The sequence below is a fragment of the Sphingomonas sp. LM7 genome (assembly GCF_002002925.1).
Taxonomy (GTDB): Bacteria; Pseudomonadota; Alphaproteobacteria; order Sphingomonadales; family Sphingomonadaceae; genus Sphingomonas.
On record NZ_CP019511.1, the window covers coordinates 817,337 to 834,838 of the forward strand.

The window sequence follows — 17,502 nt, forward strand, 5'->3', positions numbered from 1 at the left end:
CACGCGATGGACCCGGCCCTTTCCGCGCTCGGCCTCAAGGTCGCGGCGCCCGCGGTGCTCGCGGGCTACCGCGCGCTGCGCCATGAGCTTGCGCGCCGGCCTGGCGATCAGGGGCTCATCGGCCTCGACGACGTGCTCGATGAAGCAATCGCCGTGCTCGCTCGTGAGGCCGACGGCCTATGGAAGGCGGTGCAGGTCGCCGCAAAGGGCGCGCTGACCCGGCCCGCGCTCTTCGACGAGGCGGTGCCGCGCGCATGGATCGCGACAGAAGATGCCCAGCTCAGCCTCAAGCTCGCTGCGCGCGCTGCCATTCGCGGTGAAGACGATGGCCCGCATGCCGCGCGCGCGGTCGCCCATTACCAGCTCTTCCTGGACGAGGATGACGAAACCGCGGCCGATGCCGCGACTGCCTATGCCGCGGCGCTCGAGTTCCTGCTGGCGAGCCTGCGCCGCGCGCTGACACCCGGCGACCGGGCGATCCTCCAAGCGGTTCACGGACTGCGCGAGGAGATCGAGCGCATCCGTCCCGAGGACACGAGCGACATCATCGACGCGTATGTCGAGGCGGCGATCCGGCGCCTCCGTGCGCAGCGCTTCTTCCGCTCCGCGGACAGCAGGGGCGACGCTGCGGCGTTGGTATCGGCGCTGATCGACGGCCGGCTGCAAGGCGCCGGCCCGAAGACCCGCGCTTCGGCGCTCGCTTGGTGTGCCCGTATCCTCTCCTTTGGCGAAAGCGAGGTAGCCCGTGCGGCGCTGGCCCGCGCGTCCGTGCTTGGCGATGCTGCAATGCCCGAGCTCAGGATCGCCCAGGCATTCATCGCCGCGATCGACGATTACCAGGCCGGATTGGCGCTCCTCGATGTCGATCAGGGACCGGCGGTCGCGACTGCGGCGTTCCAGATCCTGCGGCGCGGGCTCGGCACCGAGGGCGCGCTTGCCCGGGCACCTGAAGCGGGGCTCGACTTTGCGAACCTCGATAGCGACGGGCGCTATTCGCACATCACCGCGCTGGTCGAGACCGGCGATTGGGCAGGGGCGGTGGACGCGACGCGCATGCTGGCCGCCGACGATTTCGAGACGACCCCGGCGTTGCTGTGGGTGGCGGGCACAGCGCTGGTCGCGGCGCAGTTGCCCGACGATCTCAAGCGCAGCATCCTCCAGGATATTCCGGCGCATCCCGCCGCGTTTCCGCTGCGTGACGACCAGGTCGCGCGCGAACAGCGCCAGCTCGCCCGAAACTTCATGGATCGTGCCGCCCAAGTCTGTGCCGGGCTCGATCTCGCCCGCGAGGCCGCTGCAGCGGAACGCTACAGCCTGTGGCTGGGCCTGCGCGACCCCGGAACCCGCGAGGAAGCGCGCGCCGAGCTGCGCCGCCGGATCGACCGGCCCGGAAGCGAGCTTCTCTATTTGCCGCTGGCGCTCGGCTTCGAGACTGGGGTTGATCGCGTCCGTGCCGAGGCGGCGATCCGCCGCCGGGTCGCGCGCGGCGCAACCGACGATCCCGAGCTCGCCGGCGCGGCGGTGGCGCTGCTCCTCGACTATGCTCATAGCGATCCCGGCGAAGCCGCCGCGTTCATTGACCGGCAGCGCACGCTACTCGTCGATTATCTCGATCCCGCGAGCTTCGTCCGGCTTGAGATTGGGGTCCTGACCAGCGCGGGTCGCCATGACGCAGCGCGCGCGCTGCTCGCCGGCCCCGGCACCGTCCTGTCCGAGGCTTTCCGGACCCTGCTCGCGAGCGCGGTAGAAGAAAGCGACGCCGAGCCTTCGCTCGAAGTGCTCGAAGCCGCCTATGGCGCCGATCCGCAGACCGCGACGCTAGCCCATCTGGTCGAGCGCTATCGCGAACTCGACTATTCGCCCCGCTTCCTCGAGTTGGCGCGGCGTCTGCTCGCCGAGCTGCCTACCCATCAGTCCGCGCTTGAATGCTTGGTTTTTCTCGGCGAGCAGGGGCGCTACGCCGAAGCGCTCGAGCTGGTCGAGTTGCTGGGCGACCTCATTACCCAGAACCCACTGCTCGCCCTTCAGGCGGGCTGGATCTATTTCTGGCTGGGTCGCTTCGGCGATGCCGAAGCGATGCTGCGGGTTGCCGAGGCCCCCCCCGGCACCGGCCAGGCGCGAATCTTGCGTTACCAGCTACTAGTCGCCAGCGGTCGCTGGGAGGCGATCGACGCGTTCCTTGAGGAGCAATGGCAGGCGCGCGCGCAGCGCTCGCCGCTCGAGCTGGCCCAATGCGCGACGCTCGCCGCGCAGACCCGCGCCAAGCGCGTCACCGACCTGGTGCGTGAGGCGGCGGCGCGCGCGCCCGACGATCCCCAGGTTCTCGTCGCCGCCTATAGTGCAGCGACCGCCGCCGGGCTCGAAGAGGCTATTCCCGAGGCGGGATCCTGGATCATGCGCGCGGCCGAGCTTTCGGATCCGGACGGGCCGATCCAGAAGCGGTCGCTCGCCGAACTGCTCGACGATCAACCCGAATGGGAAGCGCGTGTAGCTGACGCGCGGCGCGGCCGGGCCGATGCGGAGATGCCGCTCGCCGGCGTCGCGATGCTGCTGCGCCAGCCCTGGCTTGAGCTGCAGCTCGCGCCCCTGCTCGAGAATCCGGAACAGCCTTTTCCTAAGCGCCGCCGCGCCGCCCCGCTGTTCAGCGGACGCCAGCGTATCGATGCCGCCGAGACGTTCGAGGCGCGCGAGATCGCGCTCGACCGCCACGCGATCGTCACCTTGGCGGCGGCCGGCACGCTCGATGCCGTCGTCGCGGCGTTCGACCGTCTCCACGTACCGCACGACCTGTTCAGCGACCTGTTCGAGCAGTGCCACCGCGTCGCCTTCCATCAGCCAAGCAAGATTGCCTTCGCGCACCGCCTGCTCGAACTACTGGCGCGCGGTCGGGTGAAGCCGTTCGAGCCCGGCACTGTCGCGGATGTCGGTCTCATCACCGAGATCGGCGAGAGCCGTGCGGCGTTGCTGAGCGAGGCGGTCGCGCAAGCGGACGGCCAGCATGTCGTCGTCCATCCTCATCCGATCACCCGAGTCGGCTCGTTGCTCTCCGAACCGGTGCCGCTCGACCGCTATGCCGCGCATCTGTGCAGCTGCTTAGGCGTGCTCGATGCGCTTGAGCGTGCCGGACGGCTCAGCCGGTCCGAGCTCGACCGCGCGCGCGCCTATCTCGAGCAGCATGACCGCCGCTGGCCGGACGAGCCCGTGATCGAGGCGGGTGCGACTCTGTATCTCAGCGACCTGGCGGTCGACTATTTCCGCTACACCGGATTGATCGACAAGATCGCGGCGGCCGGATTAACGGTGGTGGTCGCCAAGTCCGAGCTCGCCGAAGCCGAGGCTCTGCGCGGCGTCGATGCCTTGGCACAGGCGGTCACCCGCGTGATCGATGGCCTGCGCGCTACCTTAGCGCCGGCACTTGCCGAAGGCCGGCTCTGCCTCGGCGCCGCGGCGCGGCACGAGGAGGGGGAGGGCGCCGCTTCCTATATCGCCGGCTTCGAGAGTCTGATCTTTCGCGCAGATACCCTGGTCAGTGACGATCGGTTCTTCAACCGCTACGCCCATTTCGAGCATCCGAGCGGCAAGCGGCGGATCCTGAGCTCGCTCGACTTGGTCGAGCTCTTGTCGCGCGGCGGCAGAATCGAACCGGCGAACCTCGAGACCATGCGTGCCTGGCTCCGCGGGGCGGGCGCGATCCTGGTCGGCACCCGCGGCGACGAGCTGCTCGGGCTACTCAGGCCGACAGTGCCCGATGCGGCGTTTCGCGAGACCGGCGATCTCCGCGCGATCCGCGAGAATCTGCGGCTCGCCCAGATGCGCGGCTGGTTCGATCCCAAGGTCGAGATCGGCTGGCTGGTCGCCTTCCAAGAAGCGCTCGGCGAGGCACTCGTCGGGCAGTGGCGCAACGATATCCCCGACCCGCTTGCCCGCGCTCGTTCGGACTGGCTGTTCGTCTGCATGCAGTCGCGCGACTGGGCCGATACCGATGTCGGCGCGCCGTTGGAGGGGTTGGCCTGCAACGGCATGGTCCTCGATCTTGCCAAGCTCGTCGGCAGCTATCGCCAAGTCGAGACCGATGCCCGACCGCGCTTCGCAGCGTGGCTTGAGCAGGACGTGCTCGCCCCGCTCTGGGATAGCGAACCGCGCCTGGAGGCGATCTTCCACCAGCACCTGCGCGAATTGCTGCTCTCAGTCGCCGCGGATCTGCACCGCGACGAGCCCCAGGTGAGCGAACGCCGGGCGCTGCTCCTGTCGCTCCACGCCTTGCCGGATTTTCTGCAGGTGGCGCTTCTTCAGGACGAAAATTTCCGCGCCAGGACGGGCCATGCGCTCGAGGCCACTGTCGAAATCGGCAAGGCGTCGTTCCTCCGCAGTGCCTTCTGGCGCGTCGCACAGGTCGTCTATGCGGAACCCGAGGCCGAACGGCGTATCGCCGATATCGCCGGCAACCGCTGGACGCTGCGCACCGAGCAAGGTGATGGAAGCTGGCCCCTGCTGCTCCGGCGCAAGAAAATGGGTTATCGAACGCGGGGCCTGGCGGGGCTGCATCCCGATGCCTCGGAGCGGGTAGCGATGCTCGACGCCCTGTTGGCGGATTATGGCCAGACGCCCGCCTCGCTCGGCGACTGGCATCGCCGGCTGCTCGAAGGGCCGCTCGACGCGGCCGGCATCGAAGCGCTCGACCTCGCCTTGCGCGGGTTGCCTGGCGCAGGCGCCGCCGCGATCGTCGACAGCCTGTCGGCGAACGAGGCCTCGATCTCGCTGCTCGTCCCGCCTTCGCGTGCCTATTGGAGCGCGCTGCTGGGAGACGGCCCGGCCGAGGACCTCGAAACCTATGTGACCGATGTATTGCCCGGCCAGCTTGCCCGGCTCCGCGCCGAACATCAGAATCCGGATAGATGGCTTCTTCTTCTCGCGGCGCATCCGCGAATCCTCGGCGAGGACCGGTTTGGGTCGCGCACCGCCGAGGAATGGCATGCGCTGGGACGCTGGGCGGTTGAGGCAGGGGACCCGATGGCCAAGGCGGGTTTCATCGAGCTCGCGTTGCCGCATGTCGGCAGGGATGCGGCGCTCGACGCACTGATCGTCACGCTCGCCGATCAGATCGAGGCACTCGACCCCGAGGACGCTTCGGGCGCGCTGCACCTGGTCTCGAGCCTGGCGATGTTCGTCGATGGCGAGCTGAGCCGATTGGGCGTGCTCGCCGATTGGCCGCCCTTTCGCCGGCGTCTGGCGTCACTTGCCCAGGCGGCGCTGATCGCCCGGATTGTCGACGGCCAGATCGACACGCAGCATTTCGCAGCATTCTGCACCGCCCAGCGCGGCTGGCGATTCCTGGTCCAGAACCTTCTCGACCTACAGCGCGAGCCGCGCTGGCGCCCTGACTTCATCACCGCCGGGCAACTCAAACACGAACTGATCGGCCGGATCGTCAACGCTGCCGGCGCGATGCCCGAAACCGACATGTCGGAGAAGTTGCGATCCCGCTTCTTGGGCCAGGAAGACAGCCTGCGCGCGCGGATGGCATATCCGATGGTCTTCTGGCCTGGTCCGCTCGAAGGCGGCAGTCGCCTGCAGCCGCTGCCCGAGGCTCTTTGCGAGGATCTCGATCGCGCCTTCGCCGAAGAGACCCCGAACCTCGAGGCGCTGATGCTCCTGGCCAACCTGGCGGCGATGTTCGCGATCCCCGATGATCTGGTCGAGCGGGCGGTGGCTCGCATTCGCGCCGCGGGACCGCGGTTGCTGGCATTGATCCCGACCGAGCGCGTCTACGCCCAGCTGCTGGGCTTGGCGCATGTCGCCGCCTCGCATCGCGCCGAGCCACTCGCCGATGCGGTGCAGGTGCTCGCCCGGGTCTCGCGGCTGCAAGTCCGCTGGCCGGTCGCCGAGGAGATGCAGCTTGCGCTGTACGCGGCCGCCTCGCGCGAAGCACCCAGCGATTGGCGCCGCTATCTCGGCAATTGGATCGCCGAACTCGTGGTGCGCAATGAGGATCGCGACTATGGCACGCAGTTGCTGACATGGACCGAGGCCCTGTGCGAAATCGATCCGATCTTCAGGACCAAGGCAGGCAGCGCGGTTGCGTCGCTGCGACTTCTGCTCGATCGCTAGATTTCCCAGCCGTTCGCCCCGCGTTAGAGCGGATCGCGCCGCTTGCGACGATCCTCCAGGCCAAACAGTGACATCGATCCGATAATGGTGTCCGGGTCCGCTCGCCCACGAGTCCGTTCCTCCACGCCGATCGCCAGCGTGAGTTGGATCAGCGCGGACCGCGCTATCTTCATCACGCGGAGCGCCTTGGCTTCGAGCAGGTCGCTGTCGATCGATAGACCCAGCCCCTCCGCGCTCGATTTCGGTCCCATCAATTGCCAGGCCCAGCCTTCGTGGACCTGCAGATATTTATGCTCGAGCGCGTTGCGGATGTCGTGCAGCTCGCGGGCATCCGCGCCCGTGGTTCGCTTGAGCTCGTCGTCGAACAGCTCCTTGGACAACCAGTAGAGCCCGCGCAGCGGCCAATTCTCATAAGCCTTGAAGCGGTCGAGCAGCCGCGGCTTGCCTTCGACCATCCAGACATTCTTGAAGTTGATCCGGTCGGCGATCTTCCCGAGCTTCCAATAATGATCGACCAGGAAGGCTACCTTGTCGAGCAGAGAATAAGCGATGCGGAATGCCGTTCGAACCCGCTCCGCGGCGAGACCGTGGAGCGGATAATCGAGCGTGTCGAACAGCTGCACGCCGCGGTCCGAGAAGTGCACGCGGGTATCGTGCAGTCCCTCGTAGAGCATGAAGCGCGCCGACACATATTCCTGCTTCATTTGGTTGAAGAAGCCGATGACCGGCGGCGGCGTGACCACGCCGGGGCGTTCGTCGAAGCGTTCGCGGATCGGCGGCAGAACCAGGTCATCCGAAGCCGCCGCCGAATACGCGCCAAGATCGTTGAGCGGGCTGAGGAACAGACGGCGCTGGAGGCACCATAGCCGATAGGCGCGTTCCGCCTTGCTGCGCCCAAGCGGCGGCCCATCCAGGTCCTGGATCGCACGAATCCGCTCGAGGTCGCCGGCCCGCGTGCACGCCTCTGCGGCGTCGGCGATCTGCTGCAGCACCGCGTCCGGATAGACCGAATCATAGACCGCGCCGGGAGCGTTGGCAGCGGCGAGCCCGTCATGGGCGTGCAGGAGTAAGATCGCGCGCTGCCGAATGTCGTCCAGCAGTCCGCCATAATGTTTGAGGCCATAGCCGCGATTTGCCTGCGCCATCGCGAATCTAGGAATGATCCGGAGCGCCGCATCCCATCCTTCGATCGCATCGATGAAGCGCCCCATCGTGTCGAGCTGGCTCGCCCGGTTGGTCAGAATCTGGCAGCAGCGGATCAGGTCGAGTTCGACGAACCCTGGATGCACTGCGGCGCGCGACAGCGCGAGCACCTGCTGTTCGCGCTCGGGATGCTCCCACGCCCAAGAGCCGCGCTCTCCCGCCACTTCTTCCTTCAAGCTCCACGCATTGGCGCGGAAATATTCGATCAGCACGCCTTGCTTGGCGGTCAGTTCGCGCTTCGCCAGTTCGTCGAGCAGATAGAGGGCGCGGTCAGCGCCGCGGCCGAATCCAGCGTCGTGTGATAGGTCGATCAGCGTGCCGATATGCTCGAGCGCGGCCTCGGCACCTAGCTTCGTGATCGAACGTTCGCGCAGCTTCTCCAGTCCTTCCTGCCTTGCCAAGGATCGATCCCCCCCCCGATGATGCGCGGTGCAGTCACGTCTGATGATTACGGACATTACACCAAGAGAGTCGGTGGTTCGAACGTCCGGTTTGGCTAGGATGGTGCCTGAAACCTGATAGTCAGCAGTCTGCCCACGTCCAGCCGTTGAACCGGGCCTGCTGAGGCTGCGGAGTGTCCCATCACCAGAGTGTCTTGATGGCCGCCATTTGCGCATCTGTCTGGGGAAATGCCTTAGCGGCTCAGGAGGTTTATAACCGATCCGTTACCGAAAACGGCTACTGAGCCTGGCATTTTACCGCTAAGCGATTGAAATCGCTTGGTGACCCCTACGAGAATCGAACTCGTGTTTTCGCCGTGAGAGGGCGACGTCCTAACCGCTAGACGAAGGGGCCGTGCAGCGGAAGGCGCGCACTTACGCAGCGCGTCCGGTGCCGTCAAGCGCGTATCGGCGCGAGACCTAGCCAACGTTGTGCGGCGGGCCAGCGGGGGAGCAGCAGACGGTCGCCGATTGCCGCCAGCGCGAGCGTCGCGCCGAACAACGGCATCGCGGCGGCGAGCAGCAGGATCGCGCCGATCAGCACCGGCCCATAGCGCGGACGCGAAAGCGGCGCCGGCGCACCGAGCAGGCCCTGGGGGCGCCTGCGCCACCACATCACCGTACCCGAAACCGACAGCGTGGCGAGCAGCAGCGCGGTGAGCGTGCCGAGCAGCTGGTTGGCGAGGCCGAACAGCGCGCCCTCATGCGCGGCGATGCCATAGCCCACTGCGCGGTCGAGCCAGTGACGATCGGCGAAGTCGCGGCGCGAGGTGAGGGCGCCGGTGGTACCGTCCACGGTAATCCGCGTGCGTTGCGGACGGTTGGCTGCGTCTGAAGTGATCGTCCAGTCCGTGCCCTGCGAGGGCGGGGCGAGCAGCACCGGCGCGGCGATCCCGAGCGGGTAGGCGGCTGCGACCACGCGATCGAGCGCGCCGCCCGGCGCCACGGTATGCGGCATCGCCATGCCGCCATGCTCGGCATGGTCGCCCAGCATCGGCCGCGCACCGGTGGGCCAGTCCTGGGGTCCGTCGAGCGTGCCGGTGGCGGTGCGGACCTCCTTGAAATAGCTGCCCCAGAATTTCGCCCAGGGGAGCCCGGTCGAGATCAGGAACAGTGCCAGCACAGCGACCCAGATACCCGCGACTGCGTGCAGATCGCGCCAGAACAGGCGTTTTCCGCGCCCCAGCCGGGGATAGAATACGCCGCCGAGCCCGCGGACACGCCGCGGCCACCAGAGATAGAGGCCGGTCAACAGCATCGTCACCGTCCAGCAGGCGGCGATCTCGACGAGGTAGCTGCCCGGATTGCCTGCGCGGAATTTGCCGTGGAGGTCGGAAATCACCCGCATCGGGCGTTCGCTTTCGGCTTCGATGCGCAGCACGCGCAGGCGATAGGGATCGACATAGACGCGGGTCTCGGCGCGATCCTTGCCAACGATCACCCGCGCGGCCTCGCCGGGCGCCTGGGGGAGCTGATATCTGTGCAGCGTCGCGCCGGGCACCGCGGCGAGTGCCGCCCTGACCTGGGTTTCGGCGCTTGCGCGCGGTCCGGTGGGCGTCAGGCTATTGTAGGGCCGCTCCAGCCACGCCTCGATCTGCGGCTTCCACAGATAGATCGTCCCCGTCGCGGCGAGCCACAGGACGAAGGGCATGCAGAACAGCCCGGCATAGAAATGCCAGCGCCACACCGCATTGTACCAGCGCATGCCCGGAGCGGCCGCCATCAGAAGCTCGCCCGTACGCCGGCGAACACGCTGCGCCGCTCGACCGGGTAGAAGATCGCACTCGCCGAGGTGTAGGCGATCACCGCGGAGATATCCCCTGCCGCCTTGCGACCGCCGAGATTGCGCGCGTCGGCGAACAGCGTGAAGCGATCGTCGATCTGGGCCTCGGCGCTCAGTCCGACCAGCACATAGCCGTCGGTCCGGAAGCTGTTGGCATAGTCGGTCCAGGCGCCTCGTGGCGTCCATTCGAGATTCGGCGAGACATGCAGTGTCTCGCCGCCCAGCCGCAGTTCGGCACGGTAGAAATGCTCTGGGACCACAGGCAGGCGATTGTTGCCGAACTGGGTGTCATCGACGAAGCGGAAGTTGTTCCACATATAGACCTGCCGCAACCGCGCCCATGCGGTAAGATCGAGGTCGAGCCCGAGCTCCACACCCTGATGCCGGGTGCGTCCGGCGTTGAAGGTAGATGCGGGGATCGTCGGCGGCGCGATATTATATTGGAGCAGTTCGCCGTCCAGATCAGCGCGGTAGACGCTGAGGTCGAAGCGCAGCGGGCCGATCCGGCCGCGTCCGCCGATCTCCGCGGTCCAGCCACGCTGGGCGTCGAGCGGCACGAAGCTGGAGATCTGGGCGAGCTCGATGAAGCCGGGCAGTTCGTGGCTGCGGCTGAGATTGGCGTATAGCTGTACGGTGTATCCCGGCTCGAACAACAGCCCCAGCTTGGGCGAAAGCTGATCGAAGGTTGCGCGGCCGCTGGAGACGATCGGGAAGATTTGGTCCTGGCGGCGGAGGCCAGAGGTGTAGACTGCGCCGGCGATAAGCGTCAGCCGATCGAGCGGACGCACCCGCGCTTCGGCATAGGCGTCGATAGTTCGCGCCTGCTGGTCTGCCGCAAACGTCTTCGCGCCCTGCTCGCCATTGAGGTTGACGAAGCGGCGCGAGGCGACGTCGCCGAAACGCGCGGTTACACCCGCGGTTAAGCTGAATGCGCCGAAATCCTGGTCGAGCCGCGCATAACTGCCCCAGTCGAACGATTTCTGGTCGACGAGCTGGTAGATAGGGTGATGGAGCTGCTTGGCGTTGAGGAACAGGCCGACATCGAGCTTGCCGTCGCCGATCACGAAGCTGGTGCGGTTCTGGAGCCGCAGCGAGTCGATGTCGCGCGCCTGGTCGCCGGCGAAATTGCCGGTCTGTGGTGCCGATCGTACCACGGCGTAGGTAAGCGCGCCGGGCAGTTCTTGCCGGATAGACTGTGCGCTGGCGTAGAAACGCGTCTCGATGCCTTCGCCGAGCCGCAAGCCGACATTGCCGTTCACGCGCAGCGCCTTGCGGCGGGCATGGTCGCGGTCGCCGTCGGAACGGTCGCCGGCGATCGCCAGCCAGGCGTCGCCGCGTTCGTCGGCATAGCCCAAGCTGGCTAGGCCACGGATCGTGTTGAAGCTGCCGCCGTCGAGGCGCAGTTGCGCCCCGTTCGATGAGCGGCCGGTGGGCGTGACTCCGTTGATCGCGCCGCCCAGCGTCGAGGCGCCGAAGCGCAGCGCGTTGGCGCCACGGAACACTTCGATATGCTGGAGCAAGGCAGGGTCGAGCTCCTGGAAATCGCCGTTGTCGTCGGCGAGGTTGATGGGAATGCCGTCCTGGAGCAGCGTCAGGCCGCGCATGTGATAGCCACGGCTGATTCCCGATCCGCGGATCGACAGGCGCACTTCCTGCCCGAAGCGCGGCTGGGCGTAGACGCCGGGGGAAAAGGCGAGCGCGTCGCGCAGCGAGACCGCGAGCTTCGCGTCATAGTCGCTGGCGGGGACGACATTGGCGCCGCCAGGCGTCTCGCCGACGCGCTGGATGGCTTCCTTGACCAGCCGCTCGGCAGTGACGACGATTTCGGTGTTGGCGGACGGGGTTTCCTGCGCGAGCGCGGGCACGGCGACGAGCAACGGTGCGCCGAACACGGCGCGAAGAACAAACGACATTATAGGGATTCCTCGACTGAACGAACAGCGCGCGCGAAGGCGCGGACGGCGTCAGGCGAGGCGGGGTGGGCCGGTCGAGAGCGGCGGCGGCGCAGCGAGCCCGCGGCCGGGAGCGGCTTCGAAGCGGACGTGGCGCACCGGTTCGGCGGCGGGCAGGAGCTGCGGGAGTATGACCGGCGCCGGAGGGGCGATAGGCTGCGCGGCCATCGCGAATGCGCAGGGCTGGTCGGAAGCCTTGTGCTCGGCGGGGGCGGGCTTGCCGACGGCGTCGGCGAGCAGTGCCTTGGCCTCGGCGAGCGCGCCGCCGCCGCTGAAGCCGCTATCGGCGCACCAGGACAGCGTGACATGCCCGGCGGAAACCTGCGGCATCCACCCGGCCGGAACCGCGATGCGCAGGAGCAGCGCGCAGCCGACCAGCAGCAGCGCGAGACGCTGCCAGCTGTTTCGCCCGAGATCCGTCCTTTCGGTCACGCGCCTTCGTCGCCCATGTAGCGGGCATCGGCAAGCGGACAATTTGTCCCAGTTAGCCGGCGATGGGCAGTCGCAGGCTGCCGTCAGGCTCGTAATGGACTTCGCTATAGGCGGTGACCACGTCCAGCGGCAGCGGCCCATAGATGTGCGGAAACAGCTGCCCGCCGCGCGAGGGCTCCCACTTGATCGCCTCCCCGAGCGCTTCGAGATCGACCGCGGCGAGCCACAGCCCGTCCTGGCCGGCGAAGTGCTTGTCGAGCGTTTCCTGCAGCTGCGCGGCGGTCGAGAGGTGGATGTACCCGTCGGCGAGGTCCACCGGCGCACCGACGAAGCTGCCGTCCTGCTCCAATGACTTCATCTGCTCGGCAGTGAGCACTTTATAGGCGATGGGATCGGGCATCCTGTCCTCCGTGAAACTGGGCTGCACTTGCCAAGCAATACCCCGTCACCCCGGACTTGTTCCGGGTGCCACCGTGCGGCAGCCGAGGCGTCCGCGATCAGCGCAAGCGCTTCCGACCGGTCGACCCCGGCACGAGGCCGGGGTGACGCGTGGTTTTACTGCCCGTCTTCCGGGCCTGCAGCCAAGTCTTCGTTCGTGGTCGCATCCGGAGTCGGTTCGCCGCCAGTCGGGCCGTCGGCGAGGTTGATCTCGGCTTCGTCCTCGCTCTCCTCGATCCGCGCGGCCGAGACGACATGTTCGTCTTTGGCGACGCGGAAGAGGATCACGCCCTGGGTGTTGCGCCCGGTGACGCGCACCGAGCCCACCGTGGTGCGGATCAGCTTGGCCTGATCGGTAACCAGCATCAGCTGCTCGCCATTGTGAGCCGGGAAGCTAGCCACCACCGGGCCGTTGCGGTCCGAGCTGACGATGTTGGTGATGCCCTGGCCACCGCGGTTGGTGCGGCGATATTCGTACGCCGAGGTGCGCTTGCCATAGCCGTTGGCGGTGACGGTGAGGACGAATTCTTCCGCTGTCTCGAATTCGGCCATGCGCTCGGCGCTGAGGGTGACTTCGCGGTCGCCTTCCTTCCACGGAGCGGCCTTGAGGTAATCCTCGCGTTCCTGCGGCGTGGCGGCGAAGCCGCGTAGCACCGACAGCGAGATGACTTCGTCGCCCTCGGCCAGCCGCGCGCCGCGCACGCCGGTAGAATCGCGGCTCTGGAATTCGCGGACGTCGGTCGAGGCGAAACGGATCGCCTTGCCCTGCTTGGTGGCGAGCAGGACGTCATTGTCTTCGGTCAGCAGCGACACGCCGATCAGGCGATCTTCCGATCCCTCCTCGAACTTCATCGCGATCTTGCCGTTGGTGCGGATGTTGGCGAATGCGTCCATCGAATTGCGGCGCACCGAACCCTTGGCGGTAGCGAACATGACGTGGAGCGCGCCCCATTCATTCTCGTCCTCGGGCAGCGGCAGCACGGTCGAGATCGTCTCCCCGCTGGCGAGCGGGAGCAAGTTGATCATCGGCCGGCCGCGGGTGGCCGGACCGCCCTCGGGCAGGCGCCAGACCTTCATTCGATAGACCTTGCCGTGGGTCGAGAAGAACAGCACCGGCGTGTGCGTCGACGTGACGAAGAGGTGCGTGACTGCATCCTCGTCCTTGGTCGCCATGCCGGCGCGGCCCTTGCCCCCCTTGTTCTGCGCGCGGAAGGTGTCGAGCGGGGTGCGCTTGATATAGCCTTCCATGGTCACGGTGACGACCATGTCCTCGCGCTCGATCAGGTCTTCGTCCTCGATCCCGTCGGCGGCGGCGGCGATTTCGGTGCGGCGCGGCGTCGCATAGGCGTCGCGGACCGCGGTCAATTCCTCGACGATGACTTCGTAGAGCTTGGCGCGGTTGCCGAGGATCTCGAGCAGTTCGGCGATCGTCTCGGCGAGCTTGGCGAGTTCTTCGCCGATCTCGTCGCGGCCCAGCGCGGTAAGGCGATGCAGGCGCAGGTCGAGGATCGCCCGAACCTGGACTTCGCTCAGGCGATAGTTGTCGCCGCTAACCTCGGTGTCGATCGCCTCGACCAGGCGGATATACGGCGCGATCTCGGCGATCGGCCATTCGCGGGTCAGCAAGCGATCGCGTGCAACCGCGGGGCTCGGCGAACTGCGAATGATCTTCACAACTTCGTCGAGGTTGGTGACTGCGATGACGAGGCCGAGCAAGATGTGTGCACGGTCGCGTGCCTTGGCGAGCTCGAACTTCGAGCGCCGCGTGATGACCTCTTCGCGGAACTTGACGAACGCCTCGATGATGTCGCGCAGGTTGAGCAGTTCGGGGCGGCCGCCGCGGATCGCGAGCATGTTCGCCGGGAAGGACGACTGCGCCGGGGTGTTGCGCCACAGCTGGTTGAGCACGACTTCGGGAGTCGCGTCGCGCTTGAGGTCGATGACGATGCGCACGCCTTCGCGATTCGATTCGTCGCGGATGTCGCTGACGCCTTCGATCCGCTTTTCCTTGGCGGCCTCTGCGATCTTCTCGACCAGCGCGTTCTTGCCCTGCTGGTACGGAATCTCGGTGAGCACGATCGAGCGGCGCTCGCCGCGCTGTTCGGTGGTGTGGCGGCTGCGCACCATGATCGAGCCGCGACCGGTCTGGTAGGCGCTGCGGCAACCCGAACGGCCGAGAATGATCCCGCCGGTGGGAAAATCGGGACCGGGGACGATCTCGAACAGCTCTTCGATCGTGATCGCGCCATTCTCGATATAGGCGAGGCACGCGTCGATCACTTCGCCGAGATTATGCGGCGGGATGTTGGTCGCCATGCCGACCGCGATGCCGCCGGCGCCGTTGACGAGAAGGTTTGGGTAGCGGGCGGGCAGGACCGTCGGCTCGCTTTCGGAGCCGTCGTAATTGTCCTGGAAGTCGACCGTGTCCTTGTCGATGTCGTCGAGCAGCGCCGAGGCGACCTTGGCAAGGCGCGCTTCGGTGTAGCGCATCGCCGCGGGCGGATCGGGATCCATCGAGCCGAAATTGCCCTGGCCGTCGATCAGCGGCACTCGCATCGCCCAGTCCTGGGCCATGCGCGCCATCGCGTCGTAGATCGAGCTGTCGCCGTGCGGATGATATTTGCCCATCACGTCGCCGACGAGGCGCGCCGATTTGCGATAGGCGCGGCCAGCGACATAGCCGCCTTCCTGCGCGGCATAGAGGATGCGGCGGTGGACCGGCTTGAGACCATCCCGAACGTCGGGGAGGGCGCGCGCCACGATCACGCTCATCGCGTAATCGAGGTACGAGGTCTTCATCTCGTCGACGATCGAGATCGGGGTAATGTCGGAAGGGTCGGCGAGGATGGTCTCGTCGGTCAAAGGATGGTGCTTTCGGAGTTTGTTACGTTGCTATGGCTCTAGCGCGCCCGATACCACCTGCCAACCCCGCGCACCTGCGCCCGCGCGTACGTACGCGCGAGGCCGGAGAGCTTTCGCGGCAGTATATCGATAGTTCGCCTGGGTGCTCGACCTAGAGGCCGGTCACACCGCAGGCTGCCGCGACGGAAATCGGATTGCCGATGGAGACCGACGCGATCATTTCGTCGCTCAGCGCCTTCAGGAAGCTGGCATCGCTGCCCAGGTTGCGCTTCTTGAGCTCGTCGTCGGTGAGCTTGTCCGATAGCGGTGCCAGCCCTGCCTTGATCCTCGTGAGAACCGCGGTGTCGCCGCTTTCCTTGCTGATTTCCTCGGCTGCACCCTGCAGTACCGAAAGCGTGCCGAAGCACAGCATCGTCCGTTTGAACGGATCGGCGGGCAGACGCACCGGGCTGGTGCTGCGCGCGAGCGGGAAGCGCGCGTGGCAGAGGGGAGCGAGCTGCTTCGCGGCTTCGGGCGTGGGCACCGTGCCCTTGCTGGCTTCCTCGGAAAGCGCCTGCAGCCGGGCGAAGAAGGATTCGCTGGCGCCTTCGGCCTTCGCCGCCTGCATCGACAGATGGGTGAATTGCGAAGTCAGGCGCATCGGCGAATCCACGTTCGCGCCTGCGATCGCGACGACCTGGGCGCACTTCATCGCGGCCTTGGCAGTGTCGGCTTCGAGCGTGGGCGTCTGAAGCATCAGCGCGAACATCGTCAACATGAAGAAAAATTCCCCCCGAATAATACCATCGACAGCTTAAGCGATTTTGCGCGACGAACGCCAGCGCTGGAACGATGAACCGCGTTCAATCGTCGTTCAGGGCGCGCTTGGCATCCGGCTCATCGAACGCGTCCGCTTGAACGGCGCGCGGCGGGCATTTACAGGACCCCCAAATCGTCTGCCGTTCCCACGAGGAGAGTAGTAAATGACGTTCGTTTCGAAGCTCGCGATGGCCACTGTGCTGACGCTGGGCGCTTCCGCGCTGGGCAGCGCCCCCGCCTTCGCGCAGAAGGACAAGCAGGCCGCGGCGCCCGAGCTGAAGGTCAGCGAGGAGTTCCGCAAGCCGGCTGCCGCAGCCGATGTCGCGCTCAAGGCAAAGGACCTCGCGACCGCCGACACCCAGATCAGCGCCGCCGAGGCCGTCGCCAAGAATGACGACGAGAAATATTACTCGGCCTATCTCCGCCTTCTGCTCGAGCTCGAGCGCAAGAACGAGACCGGCCAGATGAAGGCGCTCAGCATTCTCGCGAGCAGCCCCAAGACCCCGCCCGACCGCATCAAGGTCTATGGCGCGATCTACAATTACATGGTCGGCGCCGAGCTGATCAAGCAGCGCAAGGCCTCCGAGGCTATCGCGCCGCTGCTCAAGGCGCGCGAGCTCGGCTCGACCGAGAGCGACCTGCCCGTGCTGCTCGCCAATGCCTATTCGGCCACCGGCAAGCCGGCAGAGGCGATCGCCGAAGTGAGCCGCGCGATCGAAGCGACCAAGGCCGCCGGGCGCAAGCCGCCGGCCGACTGGTACAAGTTCGCGATCCCGAAGGTGAACGCCACCGGCGATCGTGTGGCGACGGCCGATTGGCTCAAGCGCTTCATCGCCGAATATCCCACCGCGCAGAACTGGCGCTGGGCGATCCAGATCACGCGCCTCGCCAGCCCGGCGGGCGCCGGCAAGACCGACAAGCTCAACCTGTACCGCCTGATGCGCGCCACCAACGCGCTGGCAGATCGCGGCGACTATGCCGATTACGGCTTCGCCGCGCAGCAGGCCGGCCTGCCTTGGGAAGCCGTTTCGGTGATCGACGAAGGCCGCAAGTCGGGCAAGATCCCGGCGGGCGACGCCGATGTCGGACGGACCTACACCGCCTCGCAGGCGGCCGTTAAGTCGGAGGGCTCGCTGGAGACACTCGCCAAGCAGTCGGCTGCCGCCAAGGACGGCCGCACCGCGCAGCAGACCGGCGACGCGTTCCTCGCGTCGGGCAATTACGCCCGCGCCGTCGAGCTCTACGACGTGGCGCTCCAGAAGGGCAGCGTCGATGCCGATGAAGTGAACCTCAACCGCGGCGTCGCGCTGCGCGCGCTGGGCCGCAAGGATGAGGCGCGCACTGCGTTCCAGGCAGTCAAGGGCGCCTATGCCAACACGGCGCTGCTGTGGCAGGCGTCGGTGGATTTCCCGCCGCTCGCCTGAGCCGCGGGCGCAGAACGGAAAAAGAAAGGGGCGGCCGTCGTGCCGCCCCTTTTCATATTCCG

At 66.8% G+C, this 17,502-nt stretch carries 9 protein-coding genes and 1 tRNA gene; 2 read left to right on the top strand and 8 right to left on the bottom strand.

The genetic code is table 11. The annotated features are described in order from the left end of the window. The first annotated feature begins 6 nt into the window (after nt 1–6). Nucleotides 7–6,108 (top strand): hypothetical protein, encoded by a 6,102-nt coding sequence (locus BXU08_RS03740; protein WP_077508865.1) that lies wholly within the window; start codon nt 7–9, stop codon nt 6,106–6,108. 23 nt (nt 6,109–6,131) lie between these two features. Here the strand turns inward: BXU08_RS03740 and BXU08_RS03745 are convergent, their stop codons facing one another. The 8 genes from BXU08_RS03745 to BXU08_RS03780 all read right to left on the bottom strand — a co-directional run bounded on the left by BXU08_RS03745 (nt 6,132) and on the right by BXU08_RS03780 (nt 15,975). After that, nucleotides 6,132–7,712: an LA2681 family HEPN domain-containing protein gene (locus tag BXU08_RS03745; protein ID WP_216352898.1), complete on the bottom strand. Its 1,581-nt coding sequence runs from the start codon at nt 7,710–7,712 to the stop codon at nt 6,132–6,134. 319 nt (nt 7,713–8,031) lie between these two features. Continuing rightward, nucleotides 8,032–8,106: transfer RNA gene (locus BXU08_RS03750), tRNA-Glu, on the bottom strand. 42 nt (nt 8,107–8,148) lie between these two features. Continuing rightward, a complete protein-coding gene (locus BXU08_RS03755; protein WP_077508866.1) occupies nt 8,149–9,474 on the bottom strand; it encodes a PepSY domain-containing protein in 1,326 nt (441 codons plus the stop codon). After that, complete coding sequence (locus BXU08_RS03760) at nt 9,474–11,447, bottom strand: TonB-dependent receptor domain-containing protein (protein ID WP_077508867.1); 1,974 nt, start codon at nt 11,445–11,447, stop codon at nt 9,474–9,476. The genes BXU08_RS03755 and BXU08_RS03760 overlap by 1 nt, the downstream gene beginning before the upstream one ends. 51 nt (nt 11,448–11,498) lie before the next feature. Further along, nucleotides 11,499–11,918: a hypothetical protein gene (locus BXU08_RS03765; protein ID WP_077508868.1), complete on the bottom strand. Its 420-nt coding sequence runs from the start codon at nt 11,916–11,918 to the stop codon at nt 11,499–11,501. A gap of 52 nt (nt 11,919–11,970) precedes the next feature. Next, entirely contained in the window at nt 11,971–12,318 is a 348-nt protein-coding gene (locus tag BXU08_RS03770) for a DUF952 domain-containing protein (RefSeq protein WP_077508869.1), read from the bottom strand. A gap of 155 nt (nt 12,319–12,473) precedes the next feature. Further along, nucleotides 12,474–15,218, bottom strand: coding sequence for a DNA gyrase subunit A (gene gyrA / locus BXU08_RS03775; protein WP_077508870.1), 2,745 nt, complete (start codon nt 15,216–15,218; stop codon nt 12,474–12,476). 151 nt (nt 15,219–15,369) lie between these two features. Beyond that, nucleotides 15,370–15,975 carry a hypothetical protein gene (locus tag BXU08_RS03780; RefSeq protein WP_077508871.1) on the bottom strand — a complete coding sequence of 202 codons (606 nt, stop codon included), beginning with the start codon at nt 15,973–15,975 and terminating at the stop codon, nt 15,370–15,372. Between the two features lie 205 nt (nt 15,976–16,180). Here BXU08_RS03780 and BXU08_RS03785 point away from each other — a divergent pair, with 205 nt between their 5' ends. After that, nucleotides 16,181–17,440 (top strand): tetratricopeptide repeat protein, encoded by a 1,260-nt coding sequence (locus tag BXU08_RS03785; protein WP_077508872.1) that lies wholly within the window; start codon nt 16,181–16,183, stop codon nt 17,438–17,440. Nucleotides 17,441–17,502: the final 62 nt, after the last annotated feature.